This window comes from Parafrankia discariae (assembly GCF_000373365.1).
Taxonomy (GTDB): Bacteria; Actinomycetota; Actinomycetes; order Frankiales; family Frankiaceae; genus Parafrankia; species Parafrankia discariae.
This window is the reverse complement of sequence record NZ_KB891222.1, coordinates 16,577-38,771: the sequence shown is the minus strand read 5'-3', so window position 1 is coordinate 38,771 and position 22,195 is coordinate 16,577. Positions and strand designations below refer to the sequence as shown.

Genomic DNA, 22,195 nt, shown 5'->3' with positions numbered 1-22,195 from the left:
CACATATATTTGGTATCCGATATGATACAAGTCATTTGGTCGGCACGGAAGGGCATCACCGGGGGGACCCACCGGCCCGCGCGGCGTCGACGATCAGGCGATCGCGCCGGCCGCGCCGGTGTGGCCGGGCACTTCCGGCCGGGTGGTTCTCAGAACGTGATGACCGCCCGCCCCGGCCGCACGCCGAGTTCGGCCATCGCCCGCCCGATGTTTTCCAGCGGGTGGCGCCGGGTGACGAGTCGGTCGAGGGGCAGCCGGCCGGCCCGGTAGAGGTCGAGGATTCGCGGGATGTCGACGTGCGGGCGGATGTTGCCGTTCGTACTGCCGGTGAGCACCCGCTGGTCGATCAGGTGGTAGAGCGGGATCGAGACCTTCGCCCGGGCGTCGGCGACACCGACCACCACCGCGCGCCCGCCGCCGCGCAGCGCGGTGAACGCCGCCGCGACGGTGCCCGCCGTGCCGACGGCGTCGATCGCAACGTCGACGCCGCCGCCCGTCAGCGCGCGGACCCGCGCGGCCAGGCCGCCGCCGCCGGCTCCGTCTCCGTCCACCACGATGGTGTCCGTGGCGCCGAGGTCCGCGGCGAGCTGGCAGGCCGCCGCGCTGCGGTCGGCCACGACCACCCGGCCGGCGCCGACCGTCACCGCGCCCAGCACGGCGGCCAGGCCCACGCCGCCGACCCCGATGACCAGGACCGTCTCGCCGAAGCCGACCCCGGCCCGGAGGACCGCCGCGCCGAAGCCGGTCGAGACGCCGCAGGCGGTGAGGCAGGCGACGTCGAACGGCACGTCGTCGGGCACCCGCACCGCGACCCGGCGTTCGACGACCGCGTACTCGGCGAACGACGACTGCATGGCGAAGTGGTTGAGCCGCTCGGCGCCCCTGGTGAGCCGCCGCTGCCCGTTCGACAGCCGGCCGTCGAGCAGGTGCGGCGCGGCGACCGCGCACAGCGCGAACGCGCCGAGCTGGCACTGCCGGCACATCCCGCAGCCCGGCGTGATCGTCAGGACGACATGATCACCGACGGTGAGATCGGTGACTCCCCCGCCGACGGCGTCGACGACCCCGGCGCCCTCGTGCCCGAGCACCATCGGCAGCGGAACGGGCACCTTGCCCTCGACGATGGTCCGGTCCGTGTGGCAGACACCGGTGGCCCGCAGCCGGACCCGGACCTCACCCGGCCCGGGGACGGGTACGTCGATCTCCTCGACCCCGAGGTGGCCAGCCTCCCGAAGCACCGCGGCGCGCATCAGCGGGATCTTCTCTCTGTTGGTCGGGCGCGCGGTGATCCGCGCGCGGTCGCCGCCGGTCAGGCGTGCTCGGGCACAGGCGGGCACGGTCAGGCGCCGAACTTCGCCAGGGCCGCGTCGAGCGCCGCGCGGGCCTCCCGGACGACGCGGGTGACGATCTCGCCCGCCGTGGGGACGTCGTGGATGAGGCCCTGGGCGAGCCCGGCCGACCAGATGCCCGCCTCGAGGTCGCCCTCGTCGAACACCCGGCGGCCACGCGAACCCGCGACCAGGTCCCGGACGTCGGGGAAGGTCCCCCCGCCGTTGAGGATGCGCACGACCTCGTCGCTCACCGAGTTCCTGGCGACGCGCGCGGTGTTGCGCAGCGGACGGAAGATCAGGTTCGTGTCGAGCTCGGTCGCCGCCACGATGCGGCGTTTGACCTTTTCGGCGATCGGCGACTCCGCGCTGCACAGGAACCGGGTGCCCATGTTCACGCCGTCCGCGCCGAGGACGAGCGCGGCGGCCAGGCCCCGCCCGTCGGCGAAGCCGCCCGAGGCGATGAACGGGATGCTCAGCGCGTCAGCGGTGGCGGGCACCAGGACGAGTCCGGGGATGTCGTCCTCGCCGGGGTGACCGGCGCACTCGAACCCGTCGATCGACACCGCGGCGACACCGACCCGCTCGGCCTTCACCGCGTGCCGCACGCTGGTGCACTTGTGGATCACCCGGACGCCGTGCTCGTGGAAGAAGTCCATGTGCGGCTCGGGGCTGGACCCGGCGGTCTCGACGATGGTGACGCCGCAGTCCACGATCACGCGCCGGTACTCGTCGTAGGGCGGTGGGTTGATCGACGGCAGGGTGGTCAGGTTGACGCCGAACGGCTTGTCGGTGAGCTTGCGGGTCCGCGCGATCTCGGCGGCGAGGTCGGCCGGGGTCGGCTGGGTGAGCGCCGTGACCAGGCCGAGGCCGCCGGCCTCCGAGACCGCCGCGGCGAGCTCCGCCCGGCCCACCCACATCATCCCGCCCTGCACCACGGGGTGCTCGATGCCCAGCAGCCCGGTGAAGCGTGTGCGCAGCGGGGTCATGGTCGTCACTGGTAGATCTCGCCGTGCTCGGCCCGTTCGAGCAGCGACGCGGGCGGCAGGAACCGGTCGCCGTAGGCCGCGGCGAGCTCGCGGGCCCGGCGCACGAAACCCGGCAGGCCGCCGTCGTACTGGTTGACGTACTGCAGGACGCCGCCGGTCCACGCCGGGAAACCGATGCCGTACAGGGACCCGATGTTGGCGTCCGCGACGCTGGTGAGCACCCCGCTGTCGAGGCAGTCGATCGCGTCGAGCGCCTCGGCGAAGAGCATGCGCTCCTGCAGGTCGGCGAGCGGCAGGACCGTCCGGCCCGACCCGAACCGCTCGCGCACCCCGGGCCAGAGGGCCAGGCGCCGGCCGTTCTCGTCGTAGTCGTACCAGCCGGCGCCCGCCCGGCGGCCGACCCGCTCGTGCTCGACCATCCAGTCCACGACCGGCTCCGAGGGATGCTCGACCCAGCCGCGGCCGGCGGACTCCTCCGCCTCCCGGGTCTCGAGGCGGATCTTCCGCGTCAGCGTGAGCGTCAGCTCGTCGAGCAGTTGCAGGGCGCCGACCGGGTAGCCGGCCTGCAGGGCCGCCTGCTCGACACTCGCCGGCTCGACGCCCTCCCCGACGGCGGCGACCGCCTCGGCGATGAACTTCCCGATGACCCGGGAGGTGAAGAAGCCCCGGGAGTCGTTGACGACGATGGGCGTCTTGCGGATCCTCCGCACATAGTCGAAGACCCGGGCGAGGGTCTCGTCGCTGGTCCGCTCGCCACGGACGATCTCGACCAGCGGCATCTTGTCGACCGGGCTGAAGAAGTGGATGCCGATGAACGCGTTCTCGCGCTTCACTCCCCCGGCCATGATCGAGATCGGCAGCGTGGAGGTGTTCGATCCGAGCACCGCGTCGGGTTCCACGATCTCCTGGATCTCCCGGAACACCTCCTGCTTCACCGGCATCGACTCGAAGACCGCCTCGATGACGAGGTCGACGCCCGCGAAGTCGGCCGGGCTGGACGTCGTCGTGATGCGCGCCAGCAGCTCGTCGGCCTTCTCCTGGCTGATCCGCCCCGCGGCGACCGCCTTCGCCTCCAGGCTGCGCGCGTAGTCCTTGCCCTTCTCCGCGGCCTCCGGGGAGACGTCCCTGAGCACGACCTGCATGCCGGCCCGCGCGCTCACGTAGGCGATGCCGGCGCCCATCATCCCGGCGCCGACGACGCCGACCTTCCTGGTGGTGTACGTCGGGTAGCCCTGGGGACGGCTGCCGCCGGAGTTGATGTGCTGCAGGTCGAAGAAGAAGGCCTTGATCATGTTCTTGGCGATCTGGCCGCTGGTGAGGCTGACGAGGTAGCGCGTCTCGATGAGCGAGGCGGTGTCGAAGTCGACGTACGCGCCCTCGACGGCGGCCGCGAGCGCCGCGCGCGCCGCCGGCAGCGGAGCCCCCCGGAGCTGGCGTCGCAGCAGGGAGGTCAGTGCCGGCAGATCCGCGCTGACCTGCGGGCCGCGGACGTCGCCGCCGGGAAGCTGGAAGTCCCGGGTGTCCCACGGCTTCGCCGGGGCCAGGTTCGCGGCGATCCACGCGCGGGCGCGCCGGCCCAGCTGCGCCGGGTCCTCGACGACCTCGTCGACCAGACCGATCTTCCGCGCCCCGCGCGGGCTGAACTTCGTGGCCGGCAGAATCACCTCCCGCAGGGCCTTGCGCAGGCCGAGCATCCGCACCGTGCGCGTGATGCCACCACCGCCGGGCAGCAGCCCGAGGGAGACCTCGGGCAGGCCGATCTGGCACCCGGGGACGTTCGCGACGATCCGATGGTGGGCGCACAGCGCGACCTCGAGCCCGCCGCCGAGCGCGGTGCCTCCGATGAGCGCGACCACCGGCCGGCCGAGCTTCTCCAGCCGGCGCAGGTCGGCCTTCATGGCGTTGATGTAGGCGGTCTCCTCGGCGGCGTGCGCCGCGTCGCCGGCCCGCAGGCGGTTGAGGTCACCGCCGGCGAAGAAGCTCTTCTTCGCCGAGGTGAGCAGCACACCGACGACCTTGTCCCGCTCGGCCTCCAGGCGGTCGACCGCCTCGCGCAGGCCGAGCATGAAGTTGTCGTTCATGGTGTTCACCGGCGCGTCGGGGTCGTCCATCGTCAGGGTCACGATGCCGTCCGCGCCGCGGCTGTAGCTGATGGCTGAGCTGGTCATCCGGGCCTCCTAGACGCGCTCGACGATGGTCGCGATGCCCATGCCGGCGCCGACGCACAGCGTCGCCAGGCCACGGCGGCCGCCGGTGCGCTCGAGCTCGTCGAGCACGGTGCCGAGGATCATGGCGCCGGTGGCGCCGAGCGGGTGCCCGAGCGCGATCGCCCCGCCGTTCACGTTGACCTTCTCCGCGGGGACCTTGAGATCGCGCTGCCACTTCAGGACGACGGCGGCGAAGGCCTCGTTGAGCTCGAACAGGTCGATGTCGTCGATCGTGAGGCCGGCCCTGGCGAGAGCCTTCTCCGTGGCCAGCGTGGGCCCGGTCAGCATGATCGTCGGGTCCGCGCCGGTGACGGCGGTCGCGACGACCCGGGCCCGCGGGGTGAGGCCCAGCCGCTCGCCCACCGCGGCGTCGCCGATGACCACGAGGGACGCGCCGTCGACGATGCCCGAGCTGTTGCCCGCGTGATGGACGTGCTCGATCCCCTCGAGGTGGTGGTACTTCTGCAGGGCGACCGCGTCGAAGCCGGCCAGCTCGCCGATGCCGGCGAAGGACGGCGCCAGCCTGCCGAGGGACTCGACCGTGGTGCCGGGCCGGCGATGCTCGTCGGTGTCCAGCACGGTCACCCCGTTCAGGTCGGTGACCGGGACGATCGACCTGGCGAACCGTCCCTCGCGCCAGGCGGTGTCGGCCCGTTCCTGGGAGCGGGCGGCGAAGGCGTCGACGTCCTCGCGGGAGAAGCCCTCCAGCGTGGCGATGAGGTCGGCGCCGATGCCCTGCGGGACGAAGTAGGTGTCGTAGGCCGTGGTCGGGTCGTTCGCGTAGGGCCCGCCGTCGGAACCGATCGGCACCCGGGACATCGACTCGACCCCGCCGGCCAGCACCAGGCTCTCGAAGCCGGAGCCGACCTTCTGCGCCGCCAGGTTGACCGCTTCCAGCCCCGAGGCGCAGAAGCGGTTGACCTGCACCCCGGCGACGGTGTCGGGCAGCCCGGCGACCATCGCCGCGGTGCGCGCGATGTCGCCGCCCTGCTCACCGACCGGGGAGACGACACCGAGGACGATGTCGTCGATCTCGTCGGGGTCCAGACCGGGGTTACGCTTCCGCAACGCGTGGATCAGGCCCACCACGAGATCGACCGGCTTGGTGCCGTGCAGCGCCCCGCCGCGGTTCTTTCCGCGCGGCGTGCGAACGGCGTCATAGACAAACACCTCGGACACTGGGATTCCTTTCTCAGGGTGGTCGTCCGGGTCACAGTCCGAGGTCACGTCCGACGATCTCCTTCATGATCTCCGTCGTTCCTCCGTAGATGGTGGTGATGCGCGAGTCGAGATAGTCCTGCGCGATGCGGTATTCGAGCATGTAGCCGTAGCCGCCGTGCAGCTGAAGGCAGCGGCCGACGATGTCGACCAGCTGCTCGGTGGTCCAGAACTTGGCCGCGGCGGCCTCGGCCGCCGTCACCTCCCCCCGCGAGTGCCGGGCGACCAGATCGTCGATGTAGACCCGGCTGACCCGGGCGGCGGTGACCATTTCGGCCAGCTCGAATCGGGTGTTCTGAAACGATCCGATCGGTTTCCCGAACGCCTGGCGTTCCGTCACGTAGGCGAGGGTGCGCTCGAGCACGCCCTCGGTCGACGCGATGGCACCGGCGGCGATCGAGAGCCGTTCCTGCGGCAGATTGCGCATCAGCCCGGTGAAACCGGAGCCCTCCGGGCCGAGCAGGTTCGCGGCCGGCACCCGCACGTCGTCGAAGAACAGCTCGCTGGTGTCCTGGGCGTGCAGGCCGATCTTCTCCAGGTTGCGGCCGCGGCCGAACCCGGCCGAGTCGGCCTCGACGACCAGCAGGCTCAGGCCCTTGTGCGGGTCCTCGCCGGTCCGCACCGCCGTGACGACGAGGTCGGCGTTCTGTCCGTTCGAGATGAAGACCTTGCTGCCGTTGACGACGTAGTGGTCACCGTCGCGGACCGCGCTGGTCCGGATGCCGGCGAGGTCGCTGCCGGTGCCCGGCTCGGTCATGGCGACCGCGACGATCAGCTCGCCCCGCGCGATCCCGGGCAGCCAGCGTGCCTTCTGCCCGTCGTCGGCCAGGTCGGTGAAGTAGGGAATGACGATGTCGTTGGAGAGGCCGACCCCGGCCATGCCGTCGGAGACCGGGTTGCGGCCCAGCTCCTCGGCGACGATCGCGTTGAAGCGGAAGTCCCGGGTGCCCCCTCCCCCGTGCTCCTCCGGAATGGCGAAGCCGAGGACGCCCGCGTTCGCGGCCTCCTCGAACAGCCACCGGTCCACCTTCCCCGCGGCACTCCAGCGCTCGGCGTTGGGCCTGGCGAACTTGTCGACAAAGGCGCGCACCGTCGCCCGGAACTGCTCGTGCTCGTCGTCGTAAAGGGGGCGACGGGTCGGGTAAACGCCGCTCATCAGGTTCTCCGTTCAGCGTTCGCTGGTCGCGGTGAGATCAGGATTTCCGGCCGGCGCCACCGGGCGGACTGCGCGGTTCACGCACGTTCCAGCCCGAAGTAGAAATGCTTCCCGTCGTCCAGAACCACGCCGGGCCTGCCGTTCATGATGCCCATCACTGTGTGGTCGTCGACTCTTTTGAAATGGTCGAGAACCGGCATCCCGTCGTAGACCATCGTCGCGGTGACCTCGCCTCGGAACTCGACGTTCCACAGGCTCGCCTCGCCCCGACCGGCTTTCACGTCGGAGAACAGCTCGCCGTTCTCCCCGGCACACACCAGCGGCTGCACGTCGTCGAGCGCCACGAACCGTTTGCCGTACCAGCGGCTGCGGGCCAGCACCCGTTCGAGGCGATGTCCGGTGGGGAACGCGAAACCGCGCCACAGGCCGAGCAGGTCGCGCGCCTCGACCGGCGCGAGCCGCGCCCACAGGGCGTCCAGCTCCGCGGTCGGCAGCGGCCCACCGGACTCCCGCAGCGCCGTCCAGGTTTCGGCGGCGGCGGGGAGGACACCCGCCGTGGGTCGCGGATCGCCGGCTCCAACGCTCATGCGGGCCCTCCGTAGAGTCGGTCGACGGCGTCGGCGTACTTGCCGGCCACGACGCGGCGTCTGAGCTTCAGGGTGGGCGTGAGTTCCCCGCCTCCAACCGTCCACTCCCGGGGGAGCAGCTCGAAGGCCTTCACCTGCTCGGGCCGGGAGACCCGCGCGTTGGCCGCCTCGACGGCCTCGGCGACGGCAGCCTGGATCGTCGGGTGTTCCGCGAGCTCGGCCAGGGTGGCGGCCTCGACCCCGAGCCGCGCGGCCACGACCGGCGCGGCCTCCCCGTCGAGGGTGAGCAGCGCGACGACATACGGACGGCCGTCGCCGACCACCATGGCGTGCCCGATCAACGGGCTCTCCATCAGCCCGTTCTCGATGTTCGACGGAGCGATGTTCTTGCCCGACGAGGTGATGATGATCTCCGTCTTGCGGTCGACCACCCGGAGGAATCCGTCCTCGTCGACCTCGCCCAGGTCGCCGGTGTGCACCCAGCCGCCGCCGTCGAGCAGCCCGGCGGTGGCCGCGGGGGCCTTGTGGTAGCCGGGTGTCGTGATCGGGCCGCGCACCAGGATCTCCCCGTCCTCGGCCAGCCGGAGCTCGATGCCGGGATGGGGCCGGCCGACCGTGCCGAGGCGGAAGGAGTCGGGCCCGCAGGCCGTCGCCGCCGACGTCGTCTCGGTCATGCCGTACACGTCGTAGACGCTCAGGCCCAGCCCGGCCAGGAACCGGGTGATGTCGACGGGCATCGGCGCGGCGGCGGTCGCGGCCCACTCGACCCGGTCGAGGCCGAGGGCGGCCCGCAGCGGCCGCAGGACCGCGCCGTCCACCGCGGTGAACCGGGCCCGCAGCTCCGGCGCGGTCGTCCGGCCGGTCTGCGTCGACTCGACGTAGGACAGCCCGACGGCGAGCGCCTGCTCCACGGCCGACCGTCGGGCCTCGTCGGGCTCGGCCGCGAGCTTCGCGGCGACACCCCCGCGGATCTTCTCCCACACCCGCGGGACGCCGAAGAACCGGGTGGGCCGCACCTCGCGCAGGACGGCGGCCAGCTGGGACGGATCGTCGATGAGATGGACGTGCCCGCCCTGCAGCTGGGGAAGGTACAGGCCGAGGATCCGTTCGGCGATGTGCGCGAACGGCAGGTACGACACGGAGACGCCCGCACCGGTCAGGTGGGCGGTCCGGGCCGAGGCGACCGCCTCGTACCAGATGTTGCGGTGGGTGAGCACGACCCCCTTGGGCGCGCCGGTCGTGCCCGACGTGTACAGGATCGTGATCGGGTCGTCGGGCCGGACAGCCCCGGCCCGGGCGGCGAGGGCGTCCCGGTGCCGGGGCAGGGCGGCCGCGCCGTCGGCCACCAGCTCCGACCACGCGACGGTCCGTCCGTCGGCGACCGGGGCGGCGTCGAGGACCACGATGCGCCTGATCTCCGGGCGCTCCGAGAGCACCCGGGACCAGCGCAGCACATGGTTGTCGGTCTCCAGGACCACGATCCGCGGGGCGGCGTGCCCGGCCACGTAGGCGACCTGCTCGGGGGAGAACGTGTTGTAGACCGAGACGGGGACGCCGCCGGCGAGCACCACGGCGAGATCCGCCACCACGTGCTCGATCCGGTTGGAACACATGATCGCCACCACGTCGCCGGGCTCCAGGCCGACGGTCAGGAAGCCCGCGGCCAGCTCGCGGGCGCGGGCGCGGACCTCGGCCCAGGTGGCGGTCCGCCAGCCGGTGCCGTCGGCGGTGTGGCGGTCGGAGTAGGCGGGTGCGTCGCCGTGCTCCCGCGCCGTACGGTCGAGCACGCCGACCAGCGTCAGGCCTTCGATCTCGGCTTCGACCGATAAGCGCTCTTCGAGGATGTCGGGCATCTCAGGTTCCTCCGTGGATCGACCGGTCGGGTCTGGCGGTGTCCGGGGAGCCCCCGCCGGGGGCCACGAGCGCTGTGCTCACGAGACGGCGAGGCGGGCGGCCAGGCGCTGGGCGTTCATGTACGCCGTCGCCTCGATCGAGATCATCGGATTGACCCCCGGCGAGGTGGGGAAGCAGGAGCCGTCCGCGACCACCACGTTCGGCAGGTCCCAGGTGGCGCCGTCCGGATCCGTCGCGCTCGTGTCCGGGGAGTCGCCCATCCGCGCCGTGCCCATGATGTGCAGCGCGGCGATGGCGCACCGGCCGGGGCCGTACCCGGCGGAACGGCAGGCCGCGACGAAGTCCTCGTGGGACCCGCGCCTCCCCGGCTCGTACGACGGTCCGGACTGGTGCGCGGAGTAGATCCGGCGCGCGCCGGCCGCCTCGATGATCCGGGCCGCGCCCTCGACGCCCGCCCCCAGGTGCGCGGCGTCGTGCTCGGAGAGCCGGTAGCGCGGGATCGGCTCGCCGTCCCGGCCGACCCGGACCTCGCCGCAGTCGCGGTCCCGGGTGATGACGCCGACGCCCGCGGTGTGCGCGAGGTCCCGCATCCCGGCGAGGTGCGCGGCCGCGCCCCGCCAGTTCAGGAAGCCCTGGAGCGCGGCCGGGTTCCCCGGGCCCGTCTCGTAGATCACTCCGTGGCCGGAGCCGTCGAGATCGCTGTGCTCGGCGGAGTAGCGGGTCTGCGGGCCGCCCTCCCAGGGCCGGATCGGCTCGTCGTACACACCCCAGACGGCGGTCGCCGGATGCAGGCGCAGGTAGCGGCCGATGTTGGGGTTGGCCAGGCCCGAGCGGCGCAACAGCGCCGGTGTCTCGATCGCCCCGGCGGCGACGACGACCGCGCGGGCCCGCACCGTCACCCGGTGGCCGCCGCGGGTGCTGCCCTGGACGCCGAGGGCGCGGCCGGCCCGCACGTCGATCCGGCGCACGTCGACGTGCACGACGAGGCGGGCTCCGTGCGCCGCCGCGTCCGCGAGCCAGGTCTTCGTGACCGACTGCTTGGCGCCGAGCCGGCAGCCGCTCCCGCACCGCCCGCACTCGACGCCCGTGTCGCAGCCGGTGACGTTGCGCGGCAACGCGTCGACGTGCCAGCCGAGCGCGTCGAGCCCGCGCTCCAGCACCGCGTCGCGGGCGGAGGGGACGCTGTGCGCGCTGTTGACCGCGAGCCGACGGGACACCGCGTCCAGCGCGTCGGAGAACTCCGGCTGGTCGAACTGTTTCGCCCCGAGGGCCGCCCACTCCTCCCGGACCCGCGGCGGCGTCCGCAGGGAGGTGGTCCAGTTGACGACCGTTCCCCCGCCCAGGCAGGAGCCGGCGACCAGGGCGACCTGCCCCTCCGCGGTCACGGTCGGCCCGCGGGCGTACAACCGGCTCAGGCCCGACAGTTCACCGCCGTCGAAGTCCGCGTCGTCGTAGTAGCCGCCCCGTTCCAGGACGACGACGTCGAGACCGGCACCGGCGAGCACCCCGGCCGCGGTGCCACCGCCCGCGCCCGAGCCGACGACCACGACGTCGCAGTCGAACGTGGTGCCGGAGGTCGGGTCGAGGGGCGCCAGCGGCGGGCGGGAGGCGTCGGCCCGCGGACCCGGCGGGCCCGGGTAGCCGATCGCCGCCCAGACCGGTGACGATCCGGTCGGCCCGGGGGCGAGGAAGTACGACGACAGGGCCAGGCCGCGCAGCGCCTGGAACATCACCCGCCCGCGTTCCGACGACGACTCCCCCAGCCGCAGGAGCGCGGCTTCCCGGGTGGCGGCGTCGAGTGCCGAGAACCGCCGCGGCCCCGTGCCCAGGGCCAGGCCCGCGAGCCGGGTGTCCCACAGCGCGAGCAGCGTCGAGAGCCTTCTGCGGTCGGCGGCCCGGGGCAGGCCCGCCGCCAGCGCCGCGGCGACGTCGACCGCCCCGAGCACGCTGGCCGGGGGGACGGCCGCGCCGTCGCCGGGAGCGAAGGTGTCGCAGATGGCGGCGAGCGCCGCGCGTTGCCTGGCTCCGAGGGTCACCATCACTCCCCAGGGTTCTGGCCGACGATGTCGTGTCGGACCGGGTCGGAACAGGTCGGGTCGGTACTGATCAAAGGTCGGGTCAGGTCAGCTCTGTCCGGGGTCAGCGGCCGAAGTAGGCGCGCCGGATCCGCTCCCGGTCCTCGCGCAGCGCGCCGGCCGGTCCGCTCAGCGCGACCCGGCCGTGATGGAGGACCACCGCCTCGTCGGCGATCGACAGCGCCTGGTCGATGTGCTGTTCCACCAGCACGATCGCCACGTCCGTCTCGTCGGCGAGCTGGCGCAGCGTGGGCAGGATCCCCTGGACCGCGATGGGCGACAGACCCATGCTCAGCTCGTCGATCAACAGGACGCGGGGCTTTCGCAGCAGCGTCTTCGCGATCGCCAGCGTCTGCTGCTCGCCGCCCGACAGCAGGCCACAGCGCCGGGCCAGCAGCCCCCGGAGCTGGGGGAACCGCGCGAGGATCGGCTCGAGGCCGCCGCGCGATCCGGCGAGCCGCAGGTTCTCCGCCACCGTGAGGCGGTGGAACAGCCCCCGGTCGTCGGGAATCAGGCTGACGCCGGCGCGCGCGGTGCGCTCCACCCGGCCGGTGACTGGCTTCCCGAGCGCGGTGACCGTGCCGGCCAGCGGAGTCAGCAGACCGGCGGCGGCCAGCAGGGTCGTCGTCTTGCCGGCGCCGTTGGGGCCGAGCAGCGCGAGGATCCTTCCCGCGGCGACCCGCAGGGTGACGTCGCGGACGGCGGGCACGCCGCGGTAGCCGGCGCTGAGGCCCTCGACCGCCAGGGCGGCCGCCGGTGCCGCCGGTACCGTCTGGGGCGTTGTCGGCGTTGTCGGCGTCGGTGTCGTTGCTGGCGTTGTCGACGGCGTGCTCATGGGGCCACCTGACTGCCGAGGTAGGCGGCCACGACACGCTCGTCGGCGCTGACCTCCGCGGGCGTTCCCGTCGCGATGATCCGGCCGAAGTCCAGGACGTACACGCGGTCGCAGACGTCCAGGACGAGGGTCATGTCGTGGTCGATGAGCAGCACGCCGAGACCGGTCCCGGAAAGCCGCCGGAGCTCGCCGCCGAACGCCGCGCTCTCGTCGGTGTCGAGACCCGCCGCCGGCTCGTCCAGCAGGAGCACCCGGGTCGAGCCGACCAGCGCGCGGGCCACGCCGACCAGCTTCTGCTGGCCCAGCGTGAGGTGGCCGGGCCGGCGCTCCGCCAGGGCCGACATCCCGACCAGCTCCAGTGCCGACCGCACCGCCTGGTCCGGTGCCCGGCGCCGGCCGAACACGTCGGCGAGCGCGCGGCGGACTCCGGAGCGCTCGGCGGCGACGAGCAGGTTCTCGGCCACGGTGAGGTCACCGAAGAGCTCGCCGGCCTGCCAGGTACGGGCGAGACCCGCGTGGCGGCGCCGGTGCGCGGTGGCACCGTCGAGGCTGGTGCCGCCGAGCTCGACGGTTCCCGAACAGCGCGTGAAGCCGGTGACCGCGTCGACGAAGGTCGTCTTGCCGGCCCCGTTCGGGCCGATGAGACCGACGATCTCGCCCTGGTCGACCGTGAGGGTGACGTCGTCGTTGGCCCGCACCCCGCCGTAACGGACCGACACGCCCCCGGCGGCGAGGAGCGGAACCCGCGGGCTGTGTTCTTCAGTGGGCATCGACGGACCTCACTGCTCTGCGCGGCGCCACGTCCGCCGCCGCGTCGGAGACCGGGACGGAGCCGGACCCGGAGCCGGGAACCGGGACGGGGACGGGTGCCCACCGGGTGCGCCGGGCGGCGAACCACTCCTGGACGGGTCCCCCGTAGGGCGGGAAGACGACGGCGCGGACCAGCATGCCGAGCGCGGCGATGAGGGTGTAGTACCTGCTGAGGTCGAGGGTCTGGGTCAGCAGCAGATAGAGGACGCCGAGCGGTCCCAGCAGCCCCGCGACGACGGCACCGGAAATGCTGGTGATCCCGCCGACGTACGTCATCGCCAGAACGGTGAGCCCGACCAGCACCGTGAACGACGCCGCGGACAGCTGCCCGCGGCTGTAGCCGATGAGGCCACCACCGACACCGGCGAGAAAGGAGGCGAGCGCGAAACCGAGCAGCTTGGTGGCGGCCACGTTCACTCCGGCGGCCGCCGCCGCGCGCTCGTTGGACCGCACCGCGAGGAACGCCCGGCCGGTGCCGCCGCGCAGGAGCCGGGCCACCGCGAGCAACAGCAGCACCACGATCGTCAGCACCAGGTAGGAGAACCGCAGGGTGATGACGTCCGTCCCCTGGCGGACCGCCAGCGAGAAACCGAACAGCGACGGGTCCCGGATCAGGGCTCCCGAATACGGCGTCAGCACCGGATTGTTGAAGACGAAGCCCTCGATGGCCAGGGCCGCCGCGATCGTGGCGACGGCGAGCTGGGCACCGCGGATCCGCAGCGCGGGAACACCGACGACGACTCCGAGGGCGGTGGCGACGAGCGCCGCGAACAGCAGTGAGAGCGGGAACGGCACACCCGCGCCCGTCGTCAGTTTCGACAGCGCGAACCCGGCGGCTCCGGCGAAGGCCATCGTGGCCAGGGAGATCTGGCCGAGATACCCGGTGAGCAGCACCACCGAGACCGAGATCAGCGCCAGGATCGTCGACATCACCAGGCTGAACCGCCACGTCCCGGAGGTGAGCGCGATGACGAGCGCGGCGACGGCGACGGCCCCCGCCGTCGGGAGCGGGCGCAGCCGCGGCACCGACACCCGGGGAAGCCGCCTTTGGTCGGGACCGCCACGCTCCGGAATGCTCCGGCCGAGCGCGAAGAGGGCCACCACGACGATGACGAACGGAACGGCGTCGCCGACACCGGCCTGTGCCCAGGAAGGCCACCAGGTCTTGGTGCTGAGGAACAGCAGGACCTGCTGGAGGGAGCCGAGTGCCAGCCCCGCCGCGCAGGCGGTCCCGACCGAGGTGAGCCGGCCGACGAGGGCGACGGAAAGCGCGGGGACGACGTAGAACATGTAGCTCGTCGGGTCCAGGCCGCCGATGGCCGGGGCGGCGAGGATCACGATCAGTCCCGAGAACAGTCCGGTCGCGCCCCACACCAGCGTCGCGAGCCGGTCGGGTGAGTAGCCCATGAGGCGCAGCGCGCGCTCGTCCTCGGCCCCGGCCCGGGTCGCGATGCCGATTCCGGTGAACCGGAAGTAGGCCCACAGGGCCGCGGCGATCACGATCGCGATGCCGGCGAGAATCAGGTTGCTCACCGCGACGACGCTCCCGGCGAGCGTGACGGTGCCGGACGGCAGGACCGGCAGCGGAATCAGCGCGGTCGGGTCGAGCCCCAGGGTGTCGTGGTCGAACCTGAGGGTCACCAGCGCCTGCAGGAACAGCATGACCCCCACCGAGGCGACCACCTGGCCGAGGACCGGCGACCGGCGCAGCGGGCGGAACACCAGCAGCTGCGCGAGGACCGCCCAGATCAGGCAGCTGACCGCACCGATGAGGACGGCGGGCAGCACGGCGGTCGGCCCGTCCTGGAGCCTGATGCTCCCGACCGGCAGCACCAGCGTGCCGTTGGCCCGCAGCGCGGCCGTCTGCCACACGCCCCACAGCGCGAGCGAGCCCTGCGCGAAGTTGATGATCCCGGTGGCGACGTGCACGCTGACCAGGGCGGACCCCAGCACCGCGTAGACGGCGCCGGTCGAGAACCCGAGAATGGCGAACTGCAGGATTTCGCTCATGGAGACGACGTCAAAATGATCATCGGCGCGGTCGACGTCCGCGCCACACAATGTGGCGCGGACGTCTCGCTCCTTCCGCTCAGCTGGCACCCGGAATCGTGGAAAGAATCTGCGGCGCCGGAGTTATCCAGTCGCCGCCCACCGGCTTGAGCGTCAGATCCGGCTGGACGGAGAACAGGAGCATCTGGGTGGTGCAGTTCGGAGTTGTCGCCTTGCCGCAGGTGACCTTGGGGCCGAGGAAGGTCGGGAAGTCCTTCAGCGACTTGAGCGTGGTCAGCACACTCGCCCCGGTGAGATCGTCGGCCGGTGCCGCGGTCGCCAGTCCCCTGGCGAAGTCCACCAGGGTCGCGAACTGGCCGTAGGCGTAGTAGTCGGCCGGCCCGCCCGCCTCGTCGATGTACCTCGTCGCCAGTTCCATCTGCTGTCCGACCTCGGCCGGGGCGTTCTTCTCCGACCCCGGCAGCCACCCCGAGGAGTACATCGTCGCGCCCGGCGCCGACTCGGGGGCCGCCTTGATGAAGGCCGTGCACGCGGCGAGGAAGACCGCGCCCTTGTAACCCGTCGACCGCAGGTTCTTCACCAGCTGGACGCAGACCGACTCGTTCGGTGACGCGACGAGTCCGGCGACGTCGGGACTGGTCGACGCGACGGTGGAGGCGACCGCGCTGAAGTTCGGATTGGTCGGCGAGAAGTAGATCCCGGTCGCCTTGAGTCCCAGGGCGGCGGACAGCGGCTTGAGCTGGTTGTCCACCGTGTTGTGCCCGGACGGGGTGTCCTGCAGGGCCAGGGTGACCGAGCTCATTCCCTCGGACTTGAATCCCTGGAGCGCGCCTATGAGGAACGACGCCTGCGGTGCCGCGAAGAACACGCGACCCTCCGCCTTGCTTCCGGTCGTCTGGTCGAAAGGAATCTGGCCGACCAGCGGAATCTTCGCGGCGACGAGGGTGTCGATGCCGGCGCTCGAACTGTAGTTGAAGCCGTCGAACGCCGCGACGACGCCGTCCTGCACGAACTTGTTGGCGCACGAGATCGTGGTCTCCGGCGTGCCGTCGACCGAGCAGTCCTCGACCTCGATCGGACGGCCGTTGACCCCGTGCAGCTCGCTGTTGACGTACGCGACGGCGCCTTCCATTCCTGCGATCGCGCCGGGCAGGGAGCCCACTCCCGCCGCCGGCTTGAAAAAGCCCACCTTGATCGGCGCGCCGGTCGCGGTGACCTCGCCAGCCGTCTCACCTGAGTCGTTCCCGCAGGCGGTCGTCGCCGCGAGGACAAGGCCCAGACCGACGCTGACGCACGACCGCTTCCCTGGTAACCGCATGGGTCCCCCGCTTCTCGATTCCGGGCTGCTGGCCCGGCCGCGTCACGTCCCTCGGGCTCGGGTGCGCGGCCTCGCCACTGGCGAGGAAGTTAGCCATAGATGAGGATGACGTCAACCTCTTCTTTTGCCGCCCGACGCGGACGAGGCGGCACGGGTGTAGCGGCGTGGCTGCGGGCGACGCGGCCCGCGGGACTCGGCGTCGAGGCGGGTGCGGGAGAGACCGGGGCCCGGCGCGGCCCCGCGTGGCATCGGGAGGTCGGCGGCCCGCGAGGTTGGCTCCGTACCATCGCTGGAGGGTGCGGTGGGGGCCGCCGCACGCCGGCGCCGCGCCCGTGAATCGGAGGAGATGAGGTTTGGCTATGCCGACGCCTGCCGCTGGTCGGAATCAGGCGAAGAACGGGGAAAGCCCACGCCGTACACGGAACGACCCGCGTCGCGAGACCACGCCGCGGCGTCTCGTCGAAGCGGCCCGGGTTGTTTTCGAACGTGACGGCTTCTACAATTCCCGCCTCTCCGACATCAGCGCTGAGGCGAAGGTGGCCTCGGGCACGCTTTACAACTACTACCGCTCGAAGCACGATCTCCTGCACGAGGTGATGAAGGACGTGTCCGCCGAGCTGACCGCGCCGGCGCCCGGCCATGTCAGCGGCCAGCTCGACCCGGTACGCCGCATCGAGGAGGTGAACCGGGTCTACGTCGAGGCCTTCCAGCGGAATGCCGGCGTGCTACGCGCGGTGTACCAGGCCCGCGACGACGACGAGCGGCTGAAGGCCCAGTGGTACGAGGTGGCCGAGCACTTCCAGGGCCGCGCGACCCGGGCGATCACCGGGTGGCAGGCGGCCGGGCTGGCCTACACCGACCTGGACCCGCGCTACACCGCGCACGCGCTGACCTTCATGGTCGAACGCATGGTCATGGCCTGGTCCTATGAAGGACTCGACTACGACCGGGAGACACTGATCGACACGGCCAACAAGATCTGGGAGAGATCTCTCGGCCTGCCGGTGAGAGGAAATCCGCCGCTCGGGGACGCCTAACCCGCCCCCACGATCCGCAGCGCGAACTGGCTGTACTGCCAGACGACGGCATCCTCCGTCAACTCACCGTCATCGCGGAACCAGACGGCGACGCCCATCCCCAGATCCAGGATGGCGTACGAGGCCAGCCGCGCGGACGCCACCTCGAACAGCCCCGCGCGCGCCCCGGCCTCGATCAGGTCACGGAAACACCGCTCGTACCGCGCGCGCAGGCCCAGCACCTGGTCGCGGTGCGGCTGGACGAGACTGCGGATCTCGCGGTTGCCGACGAACGCCTCCCGGCGATGCCGCGCGTGGTAGCGCACGTGCGCCTCGGTGGCGCGACGCAGCCGCTCGAGCGGGTCCGCGGTGGTGGCGACGGCTGACCGGTGCGCCGCCAGCAGAGCCTCCATGGTGCCGGTCATGATCTGCGCGAGCACGTCCTGCTTGGACGCCACGTGCTTGTACAGACTCGGCCCGCGCATGCCCACGGCGGCACCGATGTCGGCCATCGTGGTGGCCTCGTAGCCGAGCCGCGTGAACAGGTCGAGAGCGGCCGTGCGGATCTCCGCCGACCGCGCCGAGCGGGCCTGCCCCGGGCCGGCCTGGGCCGAGCGAGCCTGGGCCACGTTCCCCCACAGTAGCTAACGAGTGGTAGCTGGTCGACTGCCAGCACTTGCCTCCATCATAACCAACCTGCTTGCGGACAGTGCAAAGGTGTGACTAGTGTTCAGCTAACACCCATTAGCCACATGACTGCCGCAGGAGGTCCGATGGCCGTTGATCTGAGCCCCGAACCGGCCGTGGCCGACCTGGCCCGACGCACGGCGCGGTTCGTGCGCGAGGTGGTGCTCCCGGTCGAGGAGCGGCATGGGGCCGCCACCCCCACCGAGGCGGTGCGCCGGGAACTGCAGGACGCCGCCCGCACGGCGGGCCTGTTCGCGCCCCATGTCGGTACCGGGTACGGCGGTCACGGCCTGGACATGCGCGGCCGCGCCGCCGTCTTCGAGGAGGCCGGCTACGCCCTGTTCGGCCCGCTGGCGCTCAACATCGCCGCCCCCGACGAGGGCAACATGCACCTGCTGGAAGCGGTCGCGTCCGAACAGCAGAAGGAGCGCTACCTGCGGCCACTCGCGGCCGGTGAGGTCAGGTCCTGCTTCGCGATGACGGAGCCGGCCCCCGGCGCCGGGTCGGACCCCCGGGCCCTGACCACCCGCGCCGAACGGATCGACGGCGGCTGGCGGATCAACGGGCGCAAGTGGTTCATCACCGGCGCGGACGGCGCGGCGTTCACGATCTGCATGGCCCGCACCTCCGGCCGTCCGGGCGACCCCGGCGACGCGACGATGTTCTTCGTCGATGCGGACAACCCCGGCCTGAAGCAGGTGCGCCACATCGACACCCTCGACGAGAGCCTGTTCGGCGGCCACATCGAGCTGCTCTTCGAGGACTGCGAGGTGCCGGACGACGCGGTGCTCGGTGCGGTCGACGAGGGCTTCCGTCATGCGCAGGTCCGGCTCGGCCCGGCCCGGATGACGCACTGCATGCGCTGGCTGGGCATCGCGCGGCACGCCCAGGACATCGCGGTCCGCCGGGCCGCCGAGCGTGAGCTGTTCGGCTCACGGCTGGGCGAACTGGGCATGGTGCAGCAGATGATCGCCGACAGCGAGATCGACATCGCCGCCGCGCGGGGCCTGATCCTGCAGGCGTGCTGGGAACTCGACCAGGGCCGCTCGGCCTCGCAGGCCACGTCGATCGGCAAGACGTTCTGCGCCGAGGCGGTGTGGCGGGTGGTGGACCGGTCCCTGCAGATCTGCGGCGCGCTCGGGGTGTCCGGCGACATCCCGCTGGGCCGGTTCCTGCGCGAGGTACGCCCCTTCCGGATCTACGACGGGCCGTCCGAGACGCATCGCTGGGCGATCGCCCGGCGGACACTGAAGCGGCACAGCGCGGCGGGTGGCCGGTGAGCACCGCCGTCGAAGGACTGGACCTGCCCGCCCTGGAGCACTTCTTCGCCGAGCAGGTGCCCGGTTTCCGGGGCGCGCTGGACGCGACGCTGATCACGGGCGGCCGGTCGAACCTGACCTATCTGCTCACCGACGGGCAGACCCGCTGGGTGCTGCGCCGCCCGCCGCTGGGCGGGCTCACGCCGTCGGCGCACGACGTCCTGCGCGAGTACCGGGTGGTGTCCGCGCTGTCCGGGTCGGACGTGCCGGTGCCGCGCGCCGTCACCAGCAGCGAGAGCGGACCGCTGGGGGTGCCCTTCTCCGTCGTCGAGCACGTCGCCGGCCCGGTCCTGCGCACCGAGGACGATCTGCGGGCGCTGTCCCAGGTGGACGTCGACCGTTGCGCCCACGCACTGATCGACGTGCTGGCACGGTTGCACGCCGTCACACCCGAAACGGTCGGCCTGGGCGCCTTCGGCCGCCCGCAGGGGTATCTGGCCCGCCAGATACGGCGGTGGAACGACCAGTGGCAGCGGGTCCGCACCCGCGACCTGCCCGACGTCGACGCCCTGCACACCAGGCTCGCCACCGACCCCCCCGCGGAGAGCGGCGCGTCCATCGTGCACGGCGACTTCCGCATCGACAACGTCATCCTGGCGCCGGACGATCCGGCCCAGGTACGGGCGCTCATCGACTGGGAGATGGCCGCGCTGGGCGATCCGCTGGCGGACCTGGGTGTCCACATCGCGTACTCGCACCCGGCCTTCGCCGCGGTGCTGGGCGGGTCGGCGGCGTCGACCAGCCCCCGGATGCCCGCGGCGAGCGCGCTGGTCGACCGCTACGCCGAGGTCACCGGCCGGGACCTGAGCAATTTCCCGTTCTACCTCGGACTCGGCTACTTCAAGATCGCGGTCATCGCGGAGGGCATCCACCACCGGTTCCAGCAGGGCGTGACGCGCGGCCCCGGGTTCGACACCGTGGGCGAGGCGACGGCACCGCTCGCCGCGGCCGGGCTGCGGGCCCTGAGCGGAAGCCCGCAGTCGGCATGACCAACGTTCTCGACCTGTTCCGGCTCGACGGCAGGGTGGCGGTCGTGACCGGCGCCAGTTCGGGCCTCGGCACCGGGTTCGCGCACGCGCTCGCCCAGGCCGGCGCGGACGTCGTGCTCGCCGCCCGCCGCGCCGACCGCCTCCAGGACGTGGCGGACAGCGTCCGGACCACCGGGCGGCGGGTGCTGACGGTCGCCACCGACGTCAGCGACCCGGACCAGTGCACCGCGCTCGCGCGGGCCGCGATCACCGAGTTCGGCCGACTCGACATCCTGGTCAACAACGCCGGTGCCGGCAGCGCGGTGCCCGCCCTGCGGGAACAGCCCGGGGAGTTCCGCCAGGTCATCGACGTCAACCTGAACGGCGCCTACTGGGCGGCCCAGGCCTGCGCCCGGGTGATGGAACCGGGCTCGAGCATCGTCAACATCGCGAGTGTCCTCGGACTCGTCAAGTCCTACGCCCCGCAGGCCGCCTACGCGGCCAGCAAGGCCGGGCTGATCGGCCTCACCCGGGACCTGTCGCAGCAGTGGTCCGGCCGCCGGGGAATCCGGGTCAACGCGATCGCCCCGGGATACTTCGTCAGCGAGATGACCGCGCAGGTCCCGCAGGACGGGCTGATGAGGTTCATCACCAGCACCAGCCCGCTCGGCCGCCTGGGGGAACAGCACGAGCTCGACGCGGCGGTGGTGTTCCTGGCGAGTCCGGCCGCCTCGTACATCACCGGGGCGACACTCGCCGTGGACGGGGGCATGTCCGGCCACTGAGCCTCGACGACTGGACCGATCCGCGGGCTAGTCGTCCAGGTCTGTCGGGACGACCAGAACGGGTCGCTTCGCCCAGTTGACCACCCGATGGGAGACCGAGCCGGTCAGCAGCCGCTCCAGGACGACCCCACCGCCGTGTCGGGTACCGATGACGATCGCGTAGGCGTCGACGCTGTCGGCCACGGCAAGCAGGTGCGCCGCGGGATCCCCGGCCAGGACGTGCAACCGCCAGGGGAGGGCACCGCCCGCCAGTGTCCGTTCCGCCAGCGCACGGACCTCCCTGGTCCGGGCAGCCTGGTCAGCCCGGAGGAACCGCGCGGACAGGTACCGCCCGGGCACCGTGGAGACCACCACGCCGATCTCCTCACGGCTGAGGGGCTGGACATGGACGACGTCGAGTTCCGCACCCAGCCGCCGCGCGAGGTCAGCCGCCCGGACCAGGGCGGCGGGGGCTGCTTCCCGGGTGTCGACCCCGACAACGATGTGCTGCATACCCACAGGGTTTCCGCCAGCGGCCTGGTTAGGCCTGGTCCGGCGGAGCCGGCGTCTGGGTACCCGGACCGCGAACATGGGGAGTCGCTCCCGATGTCGAGACGCCCCGCCGCGCCGAGAGTGGAGACACACCGGACGGCAGCAGGCCGTCGGAACGAAAGGAGCGGACCATGCCTCGCTTTGTCATCGAGCGCGAGATTCCCGGTGCCGGAAACCTCAGCCAGGAGGAGCTGGCCGAGATCGCGCGGACCTCCAACGAGGCCGTCGCGTCGCTGGGGGTGCCCTACACCTGGGTCAACAGCTACGTCACCGACGACAAGATCTACTGCGTGCACGAGGCGGAGGACGCGGAGACCATCCTCGAGCACGCCCGTCGCGGCGGCTTCCCGGCCAACAACGTCTCGGCCGTCTCGAACGAGTTCGGCCCGCAGAGCGCCGCGGCCGCGACGGCGCGGTGACCGCGGCCCCGATGACGGGGCCGACACTCGGGCGGGGCGCTCGAGCCTTTCACCTCGGCGCCCGACCGCCCGCCTCTACCCTG

Annotated in this window: 19 protein-coding genes; 5 read left to right on the top strand and 14 right to left on the bottom strand. The window is 72.2% G+C overall.

The genetic code is table 11. The features are described from left to right. Positions 1-149: 149 nt before the first annotated feature. The 12 genes from B056_RS0119335 to B056_RS0119280 form a co-directional block, all read right to left on the bottom strand. Complete coding sequence (locus tag B056_RS0119335) at positions 150-1,337, bottom strand: alcohol dehydrogenase catalytic domain-containing protein (protein WP_018503513.1); 1,188 nt, start codon at positions 1,335-1,337, stop codon at positions 150-152. 2 nt (positions 1,338-1,339) lie between these two features. Next, a complete protein-coding gene (locus B056_RS0119330) occupies positions 1,340-2,317 on the bottom strand; it encodes an NAD(P)H-dependent flavin oxidoreductase (RefSeq protein WP_035752071.1) in 978 nt (325 codons plus the stop codon). Between the two features lie 5 nt (positions 2,318-2,322). After that, on the bottom strand, positions 2,323-4,485 hold the full coding sequence (locus B056_RS0119325; RefSeq protein ID WP_018503511.1) for a 3-hydroxyacyl-CoA dehydrogenase NAD-binding domain-containing protein: 2,163 nt from the start codon (positions 4,483-4,485) through the stop codon (positions 2,323-2,325). Between the two features lie 9 nt (positions 4,486-4,494). Next, complete coding sequence (locus B056_RS0119320; RefSeq protein ID WP_018503510.1) at positions 4,495-5,703, bottom strand: acetyl-CoA C-acetyltransferase; 1,209 nt, start codon at positions 5,701-5,703, stop codon at positions 4,495-4,497. Positions 5,704-5,734: 31 nt separating this feature from the next. After that, the gene (locus B056_RS0119315; RefSeq protein WP_018503509.1) at positions 5,735-6,898 is read right to left on the bottom strand and encodes an acyl-CoA dehydrogenase family protein; all 1,164 of its coding nucleotides are present in this window, start codon (positions 6,896-6,898) and stop codon (positions 5,735-5,737) included. 77 nt (positions 6,899-6,975) lie between these two features. Next, a complete protein-coding gene (locus B056_RS0119310) occupies positions 6,976-7,485 on the bottom strand; it encodes a DUF4334 domain-containing protein (RefSeq protein ID WP_018503508.1) in 510 nt (169 codons plus the stop codon). Beyond that, positions 7,482-9,338, bottom strand: coding sequence for an AMP-dependent synthetase/ligase (locus B056_RS0119305; RefSeq protein ID WP_018503507.1), 1,857 nt, complete (start codon positions 9,336-9,338; stop codon positions 7,482-7,484). Before B056_RS0119305 ends, B056_RS0119310 begins: the two co-directional genes overlap by 4 nt. A 78-nt stretch (positions 9,339-9,416) precedes the next feature. Beyond that, positions 9,417-11,378 carry a GMC family oxidoreductase N-terminal domain-containing protein gene (locus B056_RS0119300; RefSeq protein WP_018503506.1) on the bottom strand — a complete coding sequence of 654 codons (1,962 nt, stop codon included), beginning with the start codon at positions 11,376-11,378 and terminating at the stop codon, positions 9,417-9,419. Between the two features lie 100 nt (positions 11,379-11,478). After that, positions 11,479-12,249, bottom strand: a complete 771-nt coding sequence (locus B056_RS0119295; RefSeq protein ID WP_035752048.1) for an ABC transporter ATP-binding protein — start codon at positions 12,247-12,249, stop codon at positions 11,479-11,481. After that, positions 12,246-13,019, bottom strand: a complete 774-nt coding sequence (locus B056_RS0119290; RefSeq protein WP_018503504.1) for an ABC transporter ATP-binding protein — start codon at positions 13,017-13,019, stop codon at positions 12,246-12,248. The genes B056_RS0119295 and B056_RS0119290 overlap by 4 nt, the downstream gene beginning before the upstream one ends. Then, entirely contained in the window at positions 13,009-15,069 is a 2,061-nt protein-coding gene (locus B056_RS0119285; protein ID WP_018503503.1) for a branched-chain amino acid ABC transporter permease, read from the bottom strand. The genes B056_RS0119290 and B056_RS0119285 overlap by 11 nt, the downstream gene beginning before the upstream one ends. Before the next feature lie 79 nt (positions 15,070-15,148). Next, entirely contained in the window at positions 15,149-16,387 is a 1,239-nt protein-coding gene (locus B056_RS0119280) for an ABC transporter substrate-binding protein (RefSeq protein ID WP_018503502.1), read from the bottom strand. A gap of 359 nt (positions 16,388-16,746) precedes the next feature. On the opposite strand from B056_RS0119280, the gene B056_RS0119275 reads away from it, so the two are divergent. Continuing rightward, positions 16,747-17,424, top strand: a complete 678-nt coding sequence (locus B056_RS0119275) for a TetR/AcrR family transcriptional regulator (RefSeq protein ID WP_018503501.1) — start codon at positions 16,747-16,749, stop codon at positions 17,422-17,424. Here B056_RS0119275 and B056_RS0119270 read toward each other — a convergent pair. Continuing rightward, the gene (locus tag B056_RS0119270) at positions 17,421-18,032 is read right to left on the bottom strand and encodes a TetR/AcrR family transcriptional regulator (RefSeq protein WP_018503500.1); all 612 of its coding nucleotides are present in this window, start codon (positions 18,030-18,032) and stop codon (positions 17,421-17,423) included. The two genes, B056_RS0119275 and B056_RS0119270, sit on opposite strands and share 4 nt — an antisense overlap. Positions 18,033-18,176: 144 nt before the next feature. On the opposite strand from B056_RS0119270, the gene B056_RS0119265 reads away from it, so the two are divergent. Genes B056_RS0119265 through B056_RS0119255 form a run of 3 tightly spaced genes read left to right on the top strand, consistent with a single transcriptional unit; the run spans position 18,177 to position 21,162 of the window. Continuing rightward, entirely contained in the window at positions 18,177-19,370 is a 1,194-nt protein-coding gene (locus B056_RS0119265; protein ID WP_018503499.1) for an acyl-CoA dehydrogenase family protein, read from the top strand. Continuing rightward, complete coding sequence (locus B056_RS0119260) at positions 19,367-20,398, top strand: phosphotransferase family protein (protein ID WP_018503498.1); 1,032 nt, start codon at positions 19,367-19,369, stop codon at positions 20,396-20,398. Before B056_RS0119265 ends, B056_RS0119260 begins: the two co-directional genes overlap by 4 nt. Then, positions 20,395-21,162 carry an SDR family NAD(P)-dependent oxidoreductase gene (locus tag B056_RS0119255; protein ID WP_018503497.1) on the top strand — a complete coding sequence of 256 codons (768 nt, stop codon included), beginning with the start codon at positions 20,395-20,397 and terminating at the stop codon, positions 21,160-21,162. The genes B056_RS0119260 and B056_RS0119255 overlap by 4 nt, the downstream gene beginning before the upstream one ends. 27 nt (positions 21,163-21,189) lie before the next feature. On the opposite strand, the gene B056_RS0119250 is transcribed toward B056_RS0119255, so the two are convergent. Then, positions 21,190-21,654: a universal stress protein gene (locus B056_RS0119250; RefSeq protein WP_020572583.1), complete on the bottom strand. Its 465-nt coding sequence runs from the start codon at positions 21,652-21,654 to the stop codon at positions 21,190-21,192. Between the two features lie 170 nt (positions 21,655-21,824). On the opposite strand from B056_RS0119250, the gene B056_RS0119245 reads away from it, so the two are divergent. Further along, the gene (locus B056_RS0119245) at positions 21,825-22,112 is read left to right on the top strand and encodes a DUF4242 domain-containing protein (RefSeq protein ID WP_018503495.1); all 288 of its coding nucleotides are present in this window, start codon (positions 21,825-21,827) and stop codon (positions 22,110-22,112) included. Positions 22,113-22,195 lie beyond the last annotated feature (83 nt).

Bases quoted from the DNA above. Each gene is read 5' to 3' on its own strand.
- B056_RS0119315 (WP_018503509.1), bottom strand. From the start codon at position 6,898: ATGAGCGGCGTTTACCCGACCCGTCGCCCCCTTTACGACGACGAGCAC.
- B056_RS0119310 (WP_018503508.1), bottom strand. From the start codon at position 7,485: ATGAGCGTTGGAGCCGGCGATCCGCGACCCACGGCGGGTGTCCTCCCC.
- B056_RS0119290 (WP_018503504.1), bottom strand. From the start codon at position 13,019: ATGCCCACTGAAGAACACAGCCCGCGGGTTCCGCTCCTCGCCGCCGGG.
- B056_RS0119330 (WP_035752071.1), bottom strand. From the start codon at position 2,317: ATGACCCCGCTGCGCACACGCTTCACCGGGCTGCTGGGCATCGAGCAC.
- B056_RS0119325 (WP_018503511.1), bottom strand. From the start codon at position 4,485: ATGACCAGCTCAGCCATCAGCTACAGCCGCGGCGCGGACGGCATCGTG.
- B056_RS0119295 (WP_035752048.1), bottom strand. From the start codon at position 12,249: ATGAGCACGCCGTCGACAACGCCAGCAACGACACCGACGCCGACAACG.
- B056_RS0119245 (WP_018503495.1), top strand. From the start codon at position 21,825: ATGCCTCGCTTTGTCATCGAGCGCGAGATTCCCGGTGCCGGAAACCTC.
- B056_RS0119305 (WP_018503507.1), bottom strand. From the start codon at position 9,338: ATGCCCGACATCCTCGAAGAGCGCTTATCGGTCGAAGCCGAGATCGAA.
- B056_RS0119265 (WP_018503499.1), top strand. From the start codon at position 18,177: ATGGCCGTTGATCTGAGCCCCGAACCGGCCGTGGCCGACCTGGCCCGA.
- B056_RS0119275 (WP_018503501.1), top strand. From the start codon at position 16,747: ATGCCGACGCCTGCCGCTGGTCGGAATCAGGCGAAGAACGGGGAAAGC.
- B056_RS0119300 (WP_018503506.1), bottom strand. From the start codon at position 11,378: ATGGTGACCCTCGGAGCCAGGCAACGCGCGGCGCTCGCCGCCATCTGC.
- B056_RS0119255 (WP_018503497.1), top strand. From the start codon at position 20,395: ATGACCAACGTTCTCGACCTGTTCCGGCTCGACGGCAGGGTGGCGGTC.
- B056_RS0119280 (WP_018503502.1), bottom strand. From the start codon at position 16,387: ATGCGGTTACCAGGGAAGCGGTCGTGCGTCAGCGTCGGTCTGGGCCTT.
- B056_RS0119285 (WP_018503503.1), bottom strand. From the start codon at position 15,069: ATGAGCGAAATCCTGCAGTTCGCCATTCTCGGGTTCTCGACCGGCGCC.
- B056_RS0119250 (WP_020572583.1), bottom strand. From the start codon at position 21,654: ATGCAGCACATCGTTGTCGGGGTCGACACCCGGGAAGCAGCCCCCGCC.